Annotated in this window: 16 protein-coding genes; 8 read left to right on the top strand and 8 right to left on the bottom strand. The window is 52.4% G+C overall.

What is annotated here, in order from left to right; all coding sequences use genetic code 11:
- Positions 1-54 precede the first annotated feature (54 nt).
- Together mobB and mobA are read right to left on the bottom strand one after the other, a co-directional pair.
- Positions 55-558 carry a molybdopterin-guanine dinucleotide biosynthesis protein MobB gene (mobB, locus tag AK59_RS0106885; RefSeq protein ID WP_029882364.1) on the bottom strand — a complete coding sequence of 168 codons (504 nt, stop codon included), beginning with the start codon at positions 556-558 and terminating at the stop codon, positions 55-57.
- Positions 555-1,139, bottom strand: a complete 585-nt coding sequence (gene mobA, locus AK59_RS0106880; protein ID WP_029882363.1) for a molybdenum cofactor guanylyltransferase MobA — start codon at positions 1,137-1,139, stop codon at positions 555-557. Before mobA ends, mobB begins: the two co-directional genes overlap by 4 nt.
- Before the next feature lie 68 nt (positions 1,140-1,207).
- Between mobA and AK59_RS0106875 the strand changes: the two genes are divergently transcribed.
- From AK59_RS0106875 to dsbA, 3 genes are all read left to right on the top strand, one after another.
- On the top strand, positions 1,208-1,477 hold the full coding sequence (locus AK59_RS0106875; protein ID WP_013099387.1) for a YihD family protein: 270 nt from the start codon (positions 1,208-1,210) through the stop codon (positions 1,475-1,477).
- 75 nt (positions 1,478-1,552) lie between these two features.
- On the top strand, positions 1,553-2,539 hold the full coding sequence (locus AK59_RS0106870; protein ID WP_029882362.1) for a serine/threonine protein kinase: 987 nt from the start codon (positions 1,553-1,555) through the stop codon (positions 2,537-2,539).
- Positions 2,540-2,566: 27 nt separating this feature from the next.
- Entirely contained in the window at positions 2,567-3,190 is a 624-nt protein-coding gene (gene dsbA / locus AK59_RS0106865) for a thiol:disulfide interchange protein DsbA (protein ID WP_013099385.1), read from the top strand.
- A 23-nt stretch (positions 3,191-3,213) separates the two neighbouring features.
- On the opposite strand, the gene AK59_RS0106860 is transcribed toward dsbA, so the two are convergent.
- The gene (locus AK59_RS0106860; RefSeq protein WP_029882361.1) at positions 3,214-4,122 is read right to left on the bottom strand and encodes an acyltransferase; all 909 of its coding nucleotides are present in this window, start codon (positions 4,120-4,122) and stop codon (positions 3,214-3,216) included.
- A 439-nt stretch (positions 4,123-4,561) separates the two neighbouring features.
- Between AK59_RS0106860 and polA the strand changes: the two genes are divergently transcribed.
- Positions 4,562-7,354: a DNA polymerase I gene (gene polA, locus AK59_RS0106855; RefSeq protein ID WP_029882360.1), complete on the top strand. Its 2,793-nt coding sequence runs from the start codon at positions 4,562-4,564 to the stop codon at positions 7,352-7,354.
- Between the two features lie 166 nt (positions 7,355-7,520).
- Positions 7,521-7,568 (top strand): spot 42 RNA, inhibition of DNA synthesis, encoded by a 48-nt coding sequence (locus AK59_RS1000000125440; RefSeq protein WP_071892919.1) that lies wholly within the window; start codon positions 7,521-7,523, stop codon positions 7,566-7,568.
- 98 nt (positions 7,569-7,666) lie between these two features.
- On the opposite strand, the gene yihA is transcribed toward AK59_RS1000000125440, so the two are convergent.
- On the bottom strand, positions 7,667-8,296 hold the full coding sequence (gene yihA / locus AK59_RS0106850; protein ID WP_020686870.1) for a ribosome biogenesis GTP-binding protein YihA/YsxC: 630 nt from the start codon (positions 8,294-8,296) through the stop codon (positions 7,667-7,669).
- A gap of 579 nt (positions 8,297-8,875) precedes the next feature.
- Here yihA and yihI point away from each other — a divergent pair.
- Entirely contained in the window at positions 8,876-9,391 is a 516-nt protein-coding gene (gene yihI, locus AK59_RS0106845) for a Der GTPase-activating protein YihI (RefSeq protein WP_013099380.1), read from the top strand.
- 188 nt (positions 9,392-9,579) lie between these two features.
- Positions 9,580-10,953, top strand: coding sequence for an oxygen-independent coproporphyrinogen III oxidase (gene hemN, locus AK59_RS0106840; RefSeq protein WP_020686871.1), 1,374 nt, complete (start codon positions 9,580-9,582; stop codon positions 10,951-10,953).
- 67 nt (positions 10,954-11,020) lie between these two features.
- Here the strand turns inward: hemN and AK59_RS1000000124925 are convergent, their stop codons facing one another.
- From AK59_RS1000000124925 to glnA, 4 genes are all read right to left on the bottom strand, one after another.
- Positions 11,021-11,131 (bottom strand): YshB family small membrane protein, encoded by a 111-nt coding sequence (locus AK59_RS1000000124925; protein ID WP_032618432.1) that lies wholly within the window; start codon positions 11,129-11,131, stop codon positions 11,021-11,023.
- Between the two features lie 110 nt (positions 11,132-11,241).
- On the bottom strand, positions 11,242-12,654 hold the full coding sequence (gene glnG, locus AK59_RS0106835; protein ID WP_013099377.1) for a nitrogen regulation protein NR(I): 1,413 nt from the start codon (positions 12,652-12,654) through the stop codon (positions 11,242-11,244).
- Between the two features lie 11 nt (positions 12,655-12,665).
- A complete protein-coding gene (gene glnL / locus AK59_RS0106830; RefSeq protein WP_008501857.1) occupies positions 12,666-13,715 on the bottom strand; it encodes a nitrogen regulation protein NR(II) in 1,050 nt (349 codons plus the stop codon).
- 185 nt (positions 13,716-13,900) lie between these two features.
- Positions 13,901-15,310: a glutamate--ammonia ligase gene (glnA, locus tag AK59_RS0106825; protein WP_013099376.1), complete on the bottom strand. Its 1,410-nt coding sequence runs from the start codon at positions 15,308-15,310 to the stop codon at positions 13,901-13,903.
- A gap of 386 nt (positions 15,311-15,696) precedes the next feature.
- On the opposite strand from glnA, the gene typA reads away from it, so the two are divergent.
- The gene (gene typA / locus AK59_RS0106820; protein ID WP_008501854.1) at positions 15,697-17,520 is read left to right on the top strand and encodes a ribosome-dependent GTPase TypA; all 1,824 of its coding nucleotides are present in this window, start codon (positions 15,697-15,699) and stop codon (positions 17,518-17,520) included.
- Positions 17,521-17,535: the final 15 nt, after the last annotated feature.

Here is a 17,535-nt window from a genome sequence, read left to right as displayed (position 1 = left end):
TAAGGTGCGGGGTTTTTTGCTTTTGTTTTCTCCCTCACCCTGCGGGAGAGGGCATCAGACCGCACACCACCCCACAATAAACTCAGCAATTCTATCCTCAGCATTTAAATCCAGCACCGGAACCTCAACATCGAGAGCGACATCGCTGGCCACCGCAATGACATGCTCATCCAGCGTTAACTCGCTAACATCATGCCCGGCATCGTTTCTGAACAGCAGGATCTTTGCAACGGCCTCATGCTTAAACCCCTCAACCAGCACCAGATCAAGCGTGGTGTGATCCATCCGACTGACCAGATACGCGAGATCCAGTGGTGCTTCATCGGGCGTTTCCGTCATCAATGCCCACCGCTCACGACTTGCCACCATGGTTTGCGCGGCACCTGCCTTACGCAGTTCATAGCTGTCTTTACCCGGTTTATCGACGTCCATATTGTGGTGGGTATGCTTAATCAGCCCTGGGCGGATGCCTCTGGCACAAAGTGCGGGTATCAGCTTTTTAAGCAGCGTCGTTTTCCCGGTACCACTCCAGGCGGCGAATGCTAAAACAGGCGTCATTTTTTCTCCTGCATGGTCTGTAAATCTTCCGTCGTATTCACGTTCACAAAGGCAGACTTCCAGTCGCTAAAATCAACGGAATGGCCGCCTGACTGACGCATAAACACCATGACTCTTCGCTCTCCCGCCGTCAGGTAATCCTGCAGCGCTGGAACTAATGATCTATGAATCAGCGTAATAGCAGGATGGTCGCGCTCACCGTCATGCACCCAGACAACCGGTGCACCATCACGAAATTGCACGAGACGCTCGACAAGGCAGGAGGGAATAAACGGCGTATCACACGGGCAGAAAACAAACCACTCTGCCTCAGACTGCTGCATGACCGAGAGCATGCCGGCCAACGGTCCTGGGTAATCCCCAAGAGTATCCTGATAAACGGGGTATCCGCTGCGCTGATAAATATCGATATGGCGATTGGCACTGATGGCCATTGCCGCAACCTGATCTGCAAGCGTGTCAGCAACATGCTGCCAAAGTGGCTTACCGTTAAGGTGCTGAAGCCCCTTATCTTTTCCCGCCATGCGCGTTGCCCTGCCACCCGCCAGAACCACTCCGATGATTTCCTGACCCGGATTCACGAATATCGCCTCTTTTATTGTGGGATTGACCCTGCTAACGTGTCACTCTAAATGAAAGGAGCACCACCATGAAATGTAAACGTCTGAATGAAGTCATTGAACTCCTCCAGCCAGCCTGGCAAAAAGAGCCAGAGCTGAATCTGATGCAATTTTTACAGAAACTGGCGAAAGAGTCAGGTTTTGAAGGTGAACTGACAGACCTTTCTGACGACATCCTGATCTATCACCTCAAAATGCGTGACTCTGCCAAAGATGCTGTTATTCCTGGTATTCAGAAAGATTATGAGGAAGATTTTAAAACCGCATTGCTGCGCGCCCGAGGCGTAATTAAAGAGTAAAAGCTTGTAAGCGGCGGCACCGAAATCGCCACAAGATGATATCCTGAATCATTCGTATAATTTCCGGATGATCGGATGAACGACCAGGCTTTTACTTTCCAGACATTACACCCGGATACCATTATGGATGCGCTGTTTGAGCAGGGTATTCGGGTGGATTCCGGGCTCACCCCGCTAAATAGCTACGAAAACCGCGTCTATCAATTCCAGGACGAGGATCGCCAGCGCTTCGTTGTTAAGTTCTATCGCCCCAAGCGCTGGTCCGCTGAACAAATTCAGGAAGAGCATCAGTTTGCTCACGATCTACTGAATGATGAAGTTCCTGTTGCCGCACCGATTAAATTCAATAACCAAACGCTGCTTACGCACGAAGGGTTCTATTACGCTGTATTTCCCAGTCTGGGTGGCCGCCAGTTTGAAGCGGATAATATCGACCAAATGGAGTGGGTTGCCCGCTATCTGGGACGCATCCACCAGACGGGACGCAAAACGTCGTTTATTGCCCGCCCGACTATCGGTATTCAGGAATACCTTATTGAACCCCGCCAGGTCTTCGAAACCTCAGCGCTTATTCCCTCTGCATTAAAGGACGCGTTTCTCAGCGCGACGGATAAACTTATTGGGGCGGTAAAAGCCTGCTGGCGCGATGATATTTCTGTCCTGCGTTTGCATGGTGATTGTCATGCCGGGAATATTCTCTGGCGCGATGGCCCTCTGTTTGTTGACCTCGATGATGCGCGGATGGGGCCAGCGGTGCAGGATTTGTGGATGTTGCTCAACGGCGACAAAGCCGAGCAACGTATGCAGCTTGAAGCGATTATTGAAGCCTATGAAGAGTTTAGCCCTTTTAATTCAGACGAAATTGCCCTGATAGAACCTTTACGTGCGATGCGTTTTGTTTATTATCTCGCATGGTTAATCAGGCGTTGGGATGATCCCGCATTTCCTCGTAATTTCCCGTGGCTTACCGGAGAGGATTACTGGCGCAGCCAGATATCCACATTTACTGAGCAGGTTAAGGTTCTTCAGGAACCCCCACTGCAACTAACGCCGATGTATTAATTGGACACACCCAGGAGAGAGTTAATCATGAAAAAAATTTGGCTGGCGCTGGCAGGTATGATTCTGGCATTTAGCGCTTCTGCTGCACAGTTTACCGACGGCAAACAGTACATCACGCTGGACAAGCCCGTCGCTGGCGAGCCACAGGTTCTCGAGTTCTTCTCGTTCTATTGCCCACACTGCTATGAGTTTGAGCAGGTGCTGCATGTTGCTGACAACGTGAAGAAAAAGCTGCCGGAAGGCACCAAAATGACCAAATACCACGTTGAGTTCCTGGGCCCATTGGGTAAAGACCTGACTCAGGCGTGGGCGGTTGCGATTGCGCTGGGTGTGGAAGATAAGATCACCTCCCCTATGTTTGAAGCGGTGCAGAAAACCCAGACCGTCCAGACCGCAGCAGATATTCGTAAAGTGTTCGTTGACGCAGGCGTGAAAGGTGAAGACTACGACGCCGCGTGGAACAGCTTTGTCGTGAAATCGCTGGTTGCTCAACAGGAAAAAGCCGCAGCCGATCTGCAGCTCCAGGGCGTTCCGGCGATGTATGTTAACGGCAAATATCAGCTGAACATGCAGGGCATGGACACCAGCAGCATGGATATCTTCGTACAGCAGTACGCAGACACCGTGAAATACCTGGTCGAGAAGAAGTAAACCCAATGATATAAAAACGCCGGTCAATGACCGGCGTTTTTGTTTGAAGCTTTGATGATCTCTATCTGCTCGTCTTTCTCTTTCCAGAGCGTATTAAGCCAAAGCTGGAAACGACGTTTGAAGTTCTTATCGTTAACGTAATCCCCATGCAGTTCGGTATCAATTGGCACCAGATCGACACGAACCACGATACGCGTCAGCTTGCCGCTGAGCATATCGAAGAAAGGCGTCTTGTCGTTTTCCGGATAGCAGAGCGTCACGTTCAGTAATTTATCGAACTGCGCCCCCAGCACGTTAAGCGCCATGGCAATACCCGCCGCCTTGGGTGGCAGCAGGTTCTGATAAGGGGAGCGAGTCTGAAGACGCTTCTCTTCTGTGAACCGCGAGCCTTCGACAAAATTCACAATCGTTGTCGGATGTGCGCGAAACTTCTCGCAGGAACGACGTGTCGTTTCCACATCCTTACCCCGCCGCTCCGGGTGGCGAATCAAATAGCTGCGCGAATAGCGTTTCATAAACGGCATATCCAGCGCCCAGCAGGCCAGGCCGATAAACGGTACCCAGGCCAGCTGTTGCTTCAGGAAGTATTTGTTCATCGGGATATGCTTACGGAACAGCACACATAACACCACGATGTCGGCCCAGCTGTGGTGATTACAGATCAGCAGATACCAGTTCTTTTTGTTGAGTCTTTCCAGACCCTCAACATCCCACTTCAGGTGAGGATTCAGGCGCAGCAGGATGGCCAACCCTTCGCACCAGCAGTACATCATGAAATTACAAAACGCCGACACGGCTCGCCAAACCGTAGGCAAAGGTAACAGCAGTTTAATTATCCCGGCGATGATGATCGGTACAGAACAGGCGATCGTCACCAGAATAGTTAAAATGATGCTTAACAGTAATGTTATTGCAGCGAGCAATCTCGACATGATGAGCTTTTTCAAATGGTTAGCTGTAAGTTAGCGACCGACTATCCGGTGCAGGGCGCTGATTTTATCAGAAATCAGACAAAATAATGGGGCTTTCATACGGAGAGTTGACAGGCAGCATCTCGCTGCAGAAGATTTCACTACTATTACGCAGCAAACCGGGCATATATCCACATATGCTATATTCTCATTAGCTAGCAATATAATTCATTATTCTCGTATAACTACTTGATAAATAAATGATAATTATGTGTCTTTACGCTTTTTTTGCCTTTATTAGTCATATGAAGTGAAAGTATTCACAAACTTATCCACAGTTTAAATTTTGCGAGCGATCCTCACGCTCGTAAAATCTTTTCCTGTATCAGGCGCTAATAACTGATGTTTTCATCCTTCTGTGGCATCCTTTAGTTATAAATTGATTAAAGGCACGGACATTATGGTTCAGATCCCAGAAAACCCTCTTATTCTCGTCGACGGCTCTTCTTACCTGTATCGGGCGTATCATGCGTTTCCTCCTCTGACCAATAGCGCAGGGGAACCCACCGGCGCGATGTACGGTGTACTTAACATGCTGCGTAGCCTGATCCTTCAGTATCAGCCAACCCATGCGGCAGTCGTTTTTGATGCGAAAGGCAAAACTTTCCGCGACGAGTTATTTGAGCATTACAAATCTCACCGTCCGCCAATGCCTGACGATCTGCGTGCGCAGATTGAGCCGCTGCACGCGATGGTGAAAGCGATGGGGCTGCCACTGCTGGCGGTTTCTGGTGTGGAAGCGGATGACGTCATTGGCACCCTGGCGCGTGAAGCCGAAAAAATGGGCCGTCCGGTTCTCATCAGTACTGGTGATAAAGATATGGCGCAGCTGGTGACGCCAGGGATCACCCTGATTAACACCATGACCAACACCATCCTCGGCCCTGAAGAGGTGGTCGCAAAATATGGCGTGCCGCCAGAGTTGATTATCGATTTCCTCGCGTTGATGGGCGACTCATCGGATAACATCCCAGGCGTGCCAGGCGTTGGCGAAAAAACGGCACAGGCACTCCTTCAGGGACTGGGCGGGCTGGATACGCTGTATGCAGAGTCTGACAAAATCGCCGGGCTCTCCTTCCGTGGCGCAAAAACCATGGCCGGGAAGCTGGAAGAGAATAAAGAGGTGGCTTATCTCTCCTATAAGCTGGCGACGATTAAAACCGATGTTGAGCTGGAACTGGGATGTGAGCAGCTTGAGGTACAACAACCGTCTGCGGATGACCTGCTGAGCCTGTTTAAGAAATACGAATTTAAGCGCTGGACCACCGACGTGGAAGCCGGTAAATGGCTGCAGGCAAAAGGCGCCAAACCGGCTGCGAAGCCAAAAGAGACGATTGTCATTGATGCCGAGGATCAGGCTGAAGAAGAAGCCGCAGCGCTCTCTTTTGAGCACTACGAAACCATTCTTGAAGAGTCACAGCTGGTTGCCTGGATCGAGAAACTGAAAAAAGCACCGGTGTTTGCTTTCGACACGGAAACCGACAGTCTGGATAACATTACCGCCAATATGGTGGGCCTGTCCTTTGCGACAGAGCCGGGTATCGCTGCCTATGTTCCCGTCGCGCACGATTACCTGGACGCACCGGAGCAACTCTCTCGCGAACGCGTGCTGGAACTGCTGAAGCCGATTCTGGAAGACGACAACGCGTTGAAGGTGGGGCAAAACCTCAAATACGACCGCGGTATTCTGCAAAACTACGGTATTGAGCTGCGCGGTATCGCGTTTGATACCATGCTGGAATCCTACATTCTGGACAGCGTAGCAGGCCGTCATGATATGGACTCCCTGTCTGACCGCTGGTTAAAGCACAAAACCATCACGTTTGAAGAGATTGCCGGTAAGGGCAAAAATCAGCTCACCTTTAACCAGATTGCGCTGGAAGAGGCGGGACGCTATGCGGCAGAAGATGCCGACGTCACGCTGCAGCTGCACCTGAAAATGTGGCCAAAACTGCAGAAGCACGAAGGGCCGCTGAATGTGTTTCAGAACATTGAGATGCCGCTGGTACCTGTTCTTTCACGCATCGAGCGCAACGGCGTAAAAATCGATCCGACGGTTCTGCATAACCACTCGGGTGAACTCGCCCAGCGTCTGACCGAACTGGAGCAAAAGGCGCATGAGCTTGCCGGTGAGCCGTTTAACCTCTCATCGCCAAAACAGCTGCAAACCATCCTGTTTGAAAAGCAGGGGATCAAACCGCTGAAGAAAACCCCTGGCGGCGCACCGTCCACCTCTGAAGAGGTGCTGGAGGAGCTGGCGCTGGATTATCCACTGCCCAAAGTCATTCTGGAGTACCGTGGTCTGGCAAAGCTGAAATCGACTTACACCGATAAGCTGCCGCTGATGATCAACCCGAAAACGGGTCGTGTGCATACTTCATACCATCAGGCTGTGGCGGCCACCGGACGTCTCTCCTCGACCGATCCAAACCTGCAGAACATTCCGGTTCGAAATGAAGAAGGGCGTCGCATTCGTCAGGCGTTTATTGCACCTGATGACTATCTGATTGTTTCTGCTGATTACTCGCAAATCGAGCTGCGCATTATGGCGCACCTCTCGCGTGATAAGGGCCTGTTGACGGCCTTTGCCGAAGGGAAGGACATCCACCGGGCAACCGCTGCGGAAGTCTTTGGTCTGCCGCTGGACAGCGTGACAAACGAGCAACGCCGCAGCGCGAAAGCAATCAACTTCGGCCTGATTTACGGCATGAGCGCCTTCGGCCTTTCACGCCAGCTCAATATTCCGCGTAAAGAGTCGCAGAAGTATATGGATCTCTACTTCGAGCGATATCCGGGCGTACTGGAATATATGGAACGCACCCGCGCGCAGGCGAAGGAAAAAGGCTACGTTGAAACCCTGGACGGTCGTCGTCTCTACTTACCCGACATTAAATCCAGCAACGCGGCGCGCCGTGCCGGGGCAGAACGTGCTGCAATCAACGCCCCGATGCAGGGAACCGCAGCTGACATCATCAAGCGCGCGATGATCGCCGTGGATGCCTGGCTGGAAAAAGAGAAACCGCGCGTGAAAATGATCATGCAGGTACACGATGAACTGGTGTTCGAAGTGCACAAAGACGATCTCGATAGCGTGTCGAAGACGATCCACGAACTGATGGAAAACAGCATGAAACTCGATGTGCCGTTGCTGGTGGAAGTGGGAAGTGGTGAAAACTGGGATCAGGCTCACTAATGGTTCGGCGAATAACGCGCTTTTTATGTAAGTTAGCAACATAACGACGTGCGTTTTGTGACGATCATTAGAATTCCCTATGTAAAGAATGAAAAAAAACTACAAAAAGTGCTTTTTCTGCAGCAAAAAAAGGGGTAGAGTTAGCGGCGTAGGGTACAGAGGTAAGATGTTCTATCTTTCAGACCTTTTACTTCACGTAATCGGATTTGGCTGAATATTTTAGCCGCCCCAGTCAGTAATGACTGGGGCGTTTTTTATTGCGGCAAAGAAAATTTCGGACAAAAAAAAGCGCGGCCATGGCCGCGCACGGTATTACTCTTCTTCAGCTTCTGTTGCGGGCTCCAGCTCACTGAACCAGCTGTCGAGTTTCTGACGCAGCTTATCCACACCCTGCTTTTTCAGCGAGGAGAACGCTTCAACCTGCACATCTCCGTTGAATGCCAGTACCGCTTCACGAACCATATTCACCTGCGCTTTACGCGCGCCGCTCGCCAGCTTATCCGCTTTTGTCAGCAGCACCAGAACGGCAATATCGCTTGCCACAGCCCAGTCGATCATCTGCTGATCAAGGTCTTTCAGCGGGTGGCGAATATCCATCAGCACCACCAGGCCTTTCAGGCACATGCGCTTTTCCAGATATTCACCCAGCGCGCGCTGCCACTTGATCTTCATCTCTTCCGGTACCTGCGCGTAACCGTACCCCGGTAAATCGACCAGGCGTTTTCCTTCGGCCACTTCAAACAGGTTAATCAGCTGGGTACGGCCAGGTGTTTTTGAGGTACGCGCCAGGTTCTTCTGATTGGTCAGCGTATTCAGTGCGCTGGATTTCCCCGCATTCGAGCGGCCAGCAAAGGCCACTTCGATGCCGGTATCAGAGGGCAGGTGGCGAATATCGGGCGCACTGGTGACAAAATGCGTCTGTTGGTAGTTCCAGGTAGTCACGTGGTCGTCTCCAAAAATCGTAATCTGCGAGGGATTATACCTGAATGCAGGCAAAAGGCTTTTTTGATTGCACGTGGTTTGTAGGCTTAAGCCCTGGCCGATGTGAGACATCGGCTATAGATGTTATGAGAAATTTCAGAGAAATCGCAGGTGTAAAAAAATACAAACTGTTTTAAATCATAAGATTAATATTGAGTGATTATCTGAAAATCCGTTTTTGTACCCTTTCGTTGCTTGTTAGTTTAAATGAACAAGGTAAAGTGTGCGTCAAGGCGGGGATGCCAACAGGATAATGACTTAGGGATAAGGGTCAGGAGCGCCAGGAGGCGAAGACGCAGGATTGTCAGGATGACCAGCGCCTGGAGGCGTTTTAACAGGAAAAGGAACCGTATCACGGACGGTATCAGCCAACGGATAAACAGGGTTTGTTGTAGGCAAACACGGAATGTCTGACCCGTTAAGGGTTATGAGTCAGGAAAAAAGGCGACAGATTGCTCTGTCGCCTTTTTTCTTTGCTTGCTTTCTGCTAGATTTCGCCGCAATTCTATACTGAAGAAAACGACTTAAAGATAAAACATCATGAAAAAACCGACCTCCGCAGCGGGCGCGAAACGCCCTGCCAAAGCACGCCGCAAAACGCGCGAAGAACTGAACCAGGAAGCGCGCGATCGCAAACGCGAAAAAAAACATCGCGGTCATGCTGCGGGTAGCCGTGCAAACGGTGGCGGTGCATCTGGCGCTTCTGCTAAAAATAAGCCGCAGAAAGATCCACGTATCGGCAGTAAAACTCCCATTCCACTGGGCGTGACAGACACCCCGGTCACTAAGCAGCACAAACCAAAGAGCGAGAAACCTATGCTTTCACCGCAGGCTGAGCTGGATTTGCTGGAGAACGATGAGCGCCTGGACGCGCTGCTGGAACGTCTTGAAGAGGGTGAAACCCTGACCGCTGAAGAGCAGTCCTGGGTGGATGCCAAACTGGATCGCATCGACGAACTGATGCAGAAGCTGGGCCTGTCATACGACGATGACGAAGATGAAGAAGAAGACGAAAAGCAGGAAGATATGATGCGTCTTCTGAAGGGTGGAAACTAACATTTGCACCCGGCAGGAACGATAGTCCTGCTTATAACCCTTCCGGTTATATGTTATCTGGTGTGGTTATTCGTTAAACTACGGCGGTTGTCGCGGCGACAGAAGTGGCTGCGCACCCGAATGATGGTCCGCAACGGGGCCAGAACGGGCCGCCGTATACGAACGCGACACCAACGGAAGGAGTGAGCATGTCTGTACCATCTATCGACTGGGATTTGGCCCTGATCCAGAAATATAACTATTCCGGGCCGCGTTACACCTCATACCCCACCGCGCTGGAGTTCTCCGATGCCTTCGGTGAGGGTGATTTTCAGCAGGCCGTCGCGCGCTATCCAGAACGCCCGCTGTCGCTCTACGTCCATATTCCGTTCTGCCATAAGCTCTGCTACTTCTGCGGCTGCAATAAAATTGTCACCCGTCAGCAGCATAAAGCCGATCAGTATCTGGATGCGCTGGAGCAGGAAATTTTGCATCGCGCGCCGTTGTTTACTGGCCGTCACGTCAGCCAGCTTCACTGGGGCGGCGGTACGCCAACCTATCTGAATAAAGCGCAGATCAGCCGTTTGATGGCGCTTCTTCGCGGCAATTTTCATTTTAATGACGACGCCGAAATCTCGATCGAGGTCGATCCGCGTGAAATTGAGCTGGATGTGCTGGATCATTTACGTGCCGAAGGCTTCAATCGCCTGAGTATGGGCGTTCAGGACTTCAATAAAGAGGTCCAGCGTCTGGTGAACCGCGAGCAGGACGAAGAATTTATCTTTGCCTTACTCAACCATGCGCGTGAAATTGGTTTCACCTCAACCAATATCGATCTGATTTACGGCCTGCCAAAGCAGACGCCGGAAAGTTTTGCATTTACGCTGAAACGCGTGGCTGAACTTAACCCGGACCGCCTGAGCGTGTTCAACTATGCGCATCTGCCGACGCTCTTTGCTGCGCAGCGCAAAATCAAAGATGCCGATCTGCCTTCTGCTCAACAGAAACTGGATATTCTCCAGGAAACCATTACCTCGCTGACCGAGACCGGATATCAGTTTATCGGTATGGATCACTTTGCCCGTCCGGATGACGAGCTGGCTGTTGCTCAGCGCGAAGGGGTACTGCACCGTAATTTCCAGGGCTATACCACCCAGGGCGATACCGATTTGCTGGGGATGGGCGTTTCCGCCATCAGCATGATTGGCGATTGCTACGCGCAAAACCAGAAAGAGTTGAAGCTCTACTATCAGCAGGTGGATGAAAAGGGCAACGCGCTGTGGCGCGGCATCGCGTTAACACGTGACGACTGCATTCGTCGTGATGTGATTAAGGCGCTTATCTGCAACTTCCGTCTCGATTTCAGCGACGTTGAGTCGCAGTGGGATCTGCACTTTAGCGATTATTTTGCAGAAGACCTGAAGCTGCTGGCACCGCTTGCGAAGGACGGGCTGGTGGATGTGTCGGAGAATGCGATTGAGGTCACGCCGAAAGGACGTTTATTGATTCGTAATATCTGCATGTGCTTTGACGCTTACCTTCGGCAGAAAGCGCGTATGCAGCAGTTCTCGCGGGTGATTTAAGCCGCAAAAGCATGAAACGTAGGCCGGGTAAGGCGAAGCCGCCACCCGGCTTTTACATTTTTACCCGCTAGCTAAACAGACCAACCAGCGCCGCACACAACACTGCAGCAACTGCGGTTTGCGGCGTGTGGCTTTCTGCGGCTCCGCTAGAGAGCATATGTACTAATGTTTCCAGCATGATGTTCACCCCCAATTTCCGGGCACGATCATACAAAACTCATCGACACAGTAAAGCGCAAAATAACGGCAATTTGCGCTCAATTAGTAATCTTTACACAGCGGTGAAGATTACTCCATTCCCAGCTCTTTAAGCTTACGCGTCAGGGTATTACGTCCCCATCCCAGCAGGCGGGCTGCTTCCTGTTTATGGCCCTGCGTATGACGAAGCGCGGTGGTTAACAGCGTGCGTTCCATCTCCGGCTGCGCCTCAGAGAGCAAATTTTGATGACCGGAACGCAGCGCGCGATCGGCCCACTGCGCCAGCAGCGTCGCCCAGCTGTCCGGCAGCGCATGGCCCGTACTGCTTTCGGGGGCAGTTGCTTCAAACAGCTCGGCCGGCAGATCCTGAATCAAGACCTCCTGTCCGGCGGCCATGACGGTGAGCCAGCGACAGGTATTTTCCAGCTGACGCACGTTACCCGGCCAGGCCAGGCGGGTGAGGGCGGCATCGGTTTCCGGGTGAAGCTGTTTGGCTTCTACGCCCAGTTCACGCGCGGCGACCTGCAGGAAGTGACGCGCCAGGCGAGGGATATCTTCGCGACGTTCACGTAGCGGCGGTAGATGGACGCGGATGACGTTCAGGCGATGGAATAAATCCTCACGGAATTTTCCCTCCTGCACGCGTTGCTCCAGGTTCTGGTGTGTCGCGGCAATAATGCGTACATCCACTTTCACCGGCGCATACCCGCCCACGCGATAAAACTGTCCGTCAGCCAGCACGCGCAGAAGACGGGTCTGAACATCCAGCGGCATATCGCCAATTTCATCCAGGAATAATGTCCCCCCGTCAGCCTGTTCGAAGCGGCCCTGACGAATGGTATTCGCTCCGGTAAAGGCGCCTTTTTCGTGGCCGAACAGTTCGGATTCAATCAAATCTTTTGGGATAGCCGCCATATTCAGGGCGATAAACGGCGCTTTTGCCCGCGGGCTATGGCGATGTAAGGCGTGCGCGACCAGCTCTTTACCGGTGCCCGATTCGCCATTAATCAATACGCTGATGGACGAACGCGACAGACGGCCAATAATGCGAAACACATCCTGCATCGCTGGTGCTTCGCCAATAATGTCCGTGGTAGGGCCGAAATCGGGCGCATTACGGGGCTGTTGCTGCTCCTGGTAATGGCTGATGGCGCGCTCAACCAGCGCGACCGCTTCGTCGATATCAAATGGCTTGGGCAGGTAGTCGAATGCCCCTTGCTGATAGGCACTAACTGCGGCATCCAGATCGGAGTGTGCCGTCATTATGATGACCGGAAGCATAGGGTGGCGTTGTTTGATCTGCTTTAAAAGCGCCAGCCCGTCCATACCCGGCATACGAATATCCGACAGCAGAACATCCGGCGTTTTGGTGGTGAGTGCGTCGAGCACTTCGCTGCCGCTCTCAAACGTCGTGCAGCTTAATCCCGCCCCTGTGAGCGCGCGTTCAAGCACCCAACGGATGGAGCTATCGTCATCGACTACCCAGACTATCCCTCGTTGCATAAACGTCACCTTTATTTTTTAATCGGCAGGAAAACCGAAAACTCGGTATGTCCCGGCCAACTGGTAAATTCAATTTTTCCAGAGTGTTGATCGATCAAACTGCGGGCAATGGATAATCCCAGCCCGGTACCGCCTTCGCGACCGCTGACCATCGGGTAGAACAGGGTGTCCTGCAGATGAGATGGGATCCCCGGCCCGTTGTCCTCAACGTCGATGCGTGCCGCCAGCCGATAGCGCACGCCATGCAAGGTGAGCTGGAATGCGGTACGGGTACGCAAAATGATTTCGCCGCCTTCCGGTCCCAGAGCCTGCAGCGCATTACGCACAATATTCAGCAGGACCTGCTCAATCTGGTCCGGATCGTGCGCCAGTTCCGGCAGGCTGGGATCATAATCACGCACCAGCGTAACGTTCTCCGGCAGCTCCATGGAGACGAGCTTCACCACCCGTTCAGCCACTTTATGAATGCTTTCGGTGACATGCATACCCGGCTGTTGCGGCCCGAGCAGGCGGTCAACCAGGTTACGCAGACGGTCGGCCTGCTCAATGATGACGTTGGTATACTCCGCCAGCGCAGGGTCCGGCAGCGCTTTGGTTAACAGCTGCGCCGCCCCGCGTAATCCGCCCAGTGGGTTTTTGATTTCATGCGCCAGGCCCCGCACCAGATCGCGGGCAGCAATTTGCTGCGCATGCTGAAGTTGCTCCTGGCTCAGTCGGCGCTGATTGTCCATCGGCGCCATTTCGAGCAGGATCAGCCCTTCAGGAAGACGTTGCGCGGTAAGCGACAAAATATGCGAGCGCCCGTCGATCACCAGCGTCACTTCGTTATCGGTGAACCCCTGACCGGCCTGCAGACTTTCCTGCATCAGGCCAATGTTCAGCGAAAAATAGCTCAATAATTCTGGCAGCGGAGTGCCAAACAGTTTGCGTGCGCTTTGGGCGAGCAGTTGCTGCGCCGCCGGGTTGGCGTAATGAACAGCCAGCTCGTCGTCGACCAGCAAAATGCTGTTAATTAACGAATTGAGGATCTGCCCAGCATCGGGCAGCGTGCCAGTTGCCATTCAGCAGTCTCCTGGAGTTGGTTGCACTAATTTAGTGCAGTATAGCTTTTTCGTCGTAAAAAGCGCGTGAGATCAGGTTGTTGGTGGAGAAAAAAGCCCATCCGGAGATGGGCTGAAAGTTTCCACGGCAACAAAAAAAAGCTTTCGGGGCCGCGCCTGAAGGGTGGCGCGAAACCCGTTGTAACTTAAACGCTGTAGTACAGTTCGAATTCAACCGGATGCGGAGTCATGCGCACGCGGTCGTTCTCTTCAGTACGCAGGGCGATGTAAGCATCGATAGCGTCGTCAGTGAACACGCCACCCGCAGTCAGGAACTCGCGGTCTGCGTCCAGTGCTTGCAGGGCTTCTTCCAAAGAGCCTGCAACCTGTGGGATCTCTTTCGCTTCTTCTGGCGGCAGGTCATACAGGTTTTTGTCCATCGCTTCGCCTGGGTGGATCTTGTTCTTGATACCGTCCAGACCGGCCATCAGCAGTGCTGCGAAGCACAGGTATGGGTTAGCTGCTGGATCCGGGAAGCGCACTTCGATACGACGCGCTTTAGGAGAAGCCACCACCGGGATACGGATAGAAGCAGAACGGTTACGCGCAGAATAAGCCAGCATAACAGGTGCTTCGTAGCCTGGGACCAGACGCTTGTAAGAGTTGGTGGTTGGGTTCGCCAGGGCGTTGATCGCTTTAGCGTGTTTGATTACGCCGCCAATGTAGTACAGCGCCTGCTCAGACAGACCTGCATATTTGTCACCAGAGAACAGGTTGGTACCGTTCTTGGACAGGGACATGTGGCAGTGCATTCCGGAACCGTTGTCGCCAAACATTGGTTTTGGCATGAAGGTCGCGGTTTTACCGAAACGGTGTGCAACGTTGTGCACAACGTATTTGTAGATCTGAATTTCGTCCGCTTTTTTGGTCATGGTGTTGAAGCGGGTTGCCACTTCGTTCTGACCAGCAGTCGCCACTTCGTGGTGGTGAGCTTCAACTACCAGGCCCATCTCTTCCATCACCAGACACATGGTGGAACGGATGTCCTGTGAAGAATCGACCGGAGGAACCGGGAAGTAACCGCCTTTCACGCCAGGACGGTGACCTTTGTTACCACCTTCGTATTTGGTGGAGGAGTTCCATGCACCTTCGATGTCGTCGATAGCCACGTGGGAGCCAGAGATAGAGGCACCGAAACGAATGTCATCGAACAGGAAGAATTCTGGCTCTGGCCCGAACAGAACGGTGTCTGCGATGCCGGTAGAACGCAGGTACTCTTCTGCACGTTTAGCGATGGAGCGTGGGTCACGGTCGTAGCCCTGCAGCGTGCCTGGCTCGAGGATATCGCAACGGATGATCAGGGTTGGCTCTTCGAAGAACGGATCAATGACCGCCGTGGTCGCGTCTGGCATCAGAACCATGTCAGATTCGTTAATGCCTTTCCAGCCACCAATGGAGGAGCCGTCAAACATTTTGCCTTCTTCAAAGAATTCGGCGTTTACCTGATGAGCAGGAATAGTGACGTGCTGTTCTTTACCTTTAGTATCGGTGAAGCGCAGATCAACAAACTTCACTTCATGTTCGTTCAGCATCGTCAAAACGTGTTCAGCGGACATACTTAACTCTCCAGATTGGTCATTGTCGTCGTGGTAACGAGGTCTTCAACTTCTATCAAGGTGGCTATGAGGCCATCTTTTTGCCGTATTTTTATAAAGCGAAATCTGTGCCAACTTTTAAAACACCCCAAAAAGGCGTTATCATGCGCACCATAGTGCAAAAGTGCTGCACCACAATGGTTATGTTGCACCAGTATAGTGCTTCAGTGTGAACACTGAGCACCATATTGGTGCAATTTTCGTTAAAGTGCCCTTTTTACGCTCCGTGAAAGCGATCACAAAGCATCTCTGCAATACTTGTTTGCGGGGGATGTTTGTGATCCTGTTTTGTAGTGCGATTAATCCGTGTACAATAACGCGCTATTTCTAATGCCTGAGGCAAAGTTGTGATCGAAAATTTGCGTAACATCGCCATCATCGCGCACGTTGACCATGGTAAAACTACCCTGGTTGATAAGCTGCTGCAGCAATCCGGTACGTTTGATGCACGTGCCGAAACTCAAGAGCGTGTGATGGACTCCAACGATTTGGAGAAAGAGCGTGGGATTACCATCCTCGCGAAAAACACCGCTATCAAATGGAATGACTACCGTATCAACATCGTTGATACCCCAGGGCACGCCGACTTCGGTGGTGAAGTTGAGCGCGTGATGTCCATGGTGGATTCCGTGCTGCTGGTGGTTGACGCCTTTGACGGCCCAATGCCGCAAACGCGTTTCGTGACCAAAAAAGCATTTGCCCATGGCCTGAAGCCTATTGTTGTTATCAACAAGGTTGACCGTCCTGGCGCACGTCCTGACTGGGTTGTTGATCAGGTGTTCGACCTGTTCGTTAACCTTGACGCGACCGACGAGCAGCTGGACTTCCCTATCATCTACGCTTCGGCGCTGAATGGTATTGCAGGTCTGGATCACGAAGATATGGCGGAAGACATGACCCCGCTGTATCAGGCGATTGTCGATCACGTACCGGCTCCGGATGTTGATCTTGATGGTCCTCTGCAGATGCAGATCTCCCAGCTGGACTACAACAACTACGTTGGCGTTATCGGTATCGGCCGCATCAAACGCGGTAAAGTGAAGCCGAACCAGCAGGTTACTATCATCGATAGCGAAGGCAAAACCCGTAACGGTAAAGTGGGCAAAGTGCTGACTCACCTGGGTCTGGAGCGTATCGACAGCGATCTGGCTGAAGCGGGCGATATCATTGCGATCACCGGTCTGGGCGAGCTGAACATCTCTGACACCATCTGCGACCCGCAGAACGTGGAAGCGCTGCCAGCCCTGTCTGTTGATGAACCAACGGTAACCATGTTCTTCAACGTCAACACCTCTCCGTTCTGTGGTAAAGAAGGTAAATTCGTTACCTCTCGTCAGATCCTTGACCGCCTGAACAAAGAGCTGGTGCACAACGTTGCGCTGCGCGTTGAAGAAACGGAAGACGCTGATGCCTTCCGCGTATCCGGTCGTGGTGAACTGCACCTGTCTGTTCTGATCGAAAACATGCGTCGTGAAGGTTTCGAGATGGCGGTTTCCCGTCCGAAAGTTATCTTCCGCGAAATCGACGGCCGTAAACAAGAGCCGTTCGAAAACGTAACGCTGGACGTTGAAGAGCAGCACCAGGGTTCTGTGATGCAGGCTCTGGGTGAGCGTAAAGGCGACCTGAAAAACATGAATCCAGATGGCAAAGGCCGCGTACGTCTCGACTACGTGATCCCAAGCCGTGGCCTGATCGGCTTCCGTTCTGAGTTCATGACCATGACTTCCGGTACCGGTCTGCTGTACTCCACCTTCAGCCACTACGACGACGTACGTCCGGGTGAAGTGGGCCAGCGTAACAACGGCGTGCTGATCTCTAACGGTCAGGGTAAAGCGGTTGCGTTTGCGCTGTTCGGTCTGCAGGATCGCGGTAAGCTGTTCCTGGGTCACGGTGCTGAAGTGTATGAAGGCCAGATCATCGGTATTCACAGTCGTTCTAACGACCTGACGGTAAACTGCCTGACCGGTAAGAAACTGACCAACATGCGTGCGTCCGGTACTGACGAAGCAACGGTTCTGGTTCCACCGATCAAGATGACGCTGGAGCAGGCTCTGGAATTCATCGATGACGACGAACTGGTAGAAGTGACTCCACTGTCTATCCGTATCCGTAAACGTCACCTGACCGAGAACGATCGTAAACGTGCAATGCGCGGTGCGAAAGAAGAGTAATACGGTCAATCCGTT

Origin of the sequence: Enterobacter sp. T1-1 (genome assembly GCF_000710795.1) — a bacterium.
Lineage (GTDB): Bacteria > Pseudomonadota > Gammaproteobacteria > Enterobacterales > Enterobacteriaceae > Enterobacter > Enterobacter cloacae.
Note: the sequence above shows the minus strand (reverse complement) of the source record. Positions and strands in the feature narration are given on the sequence as shown.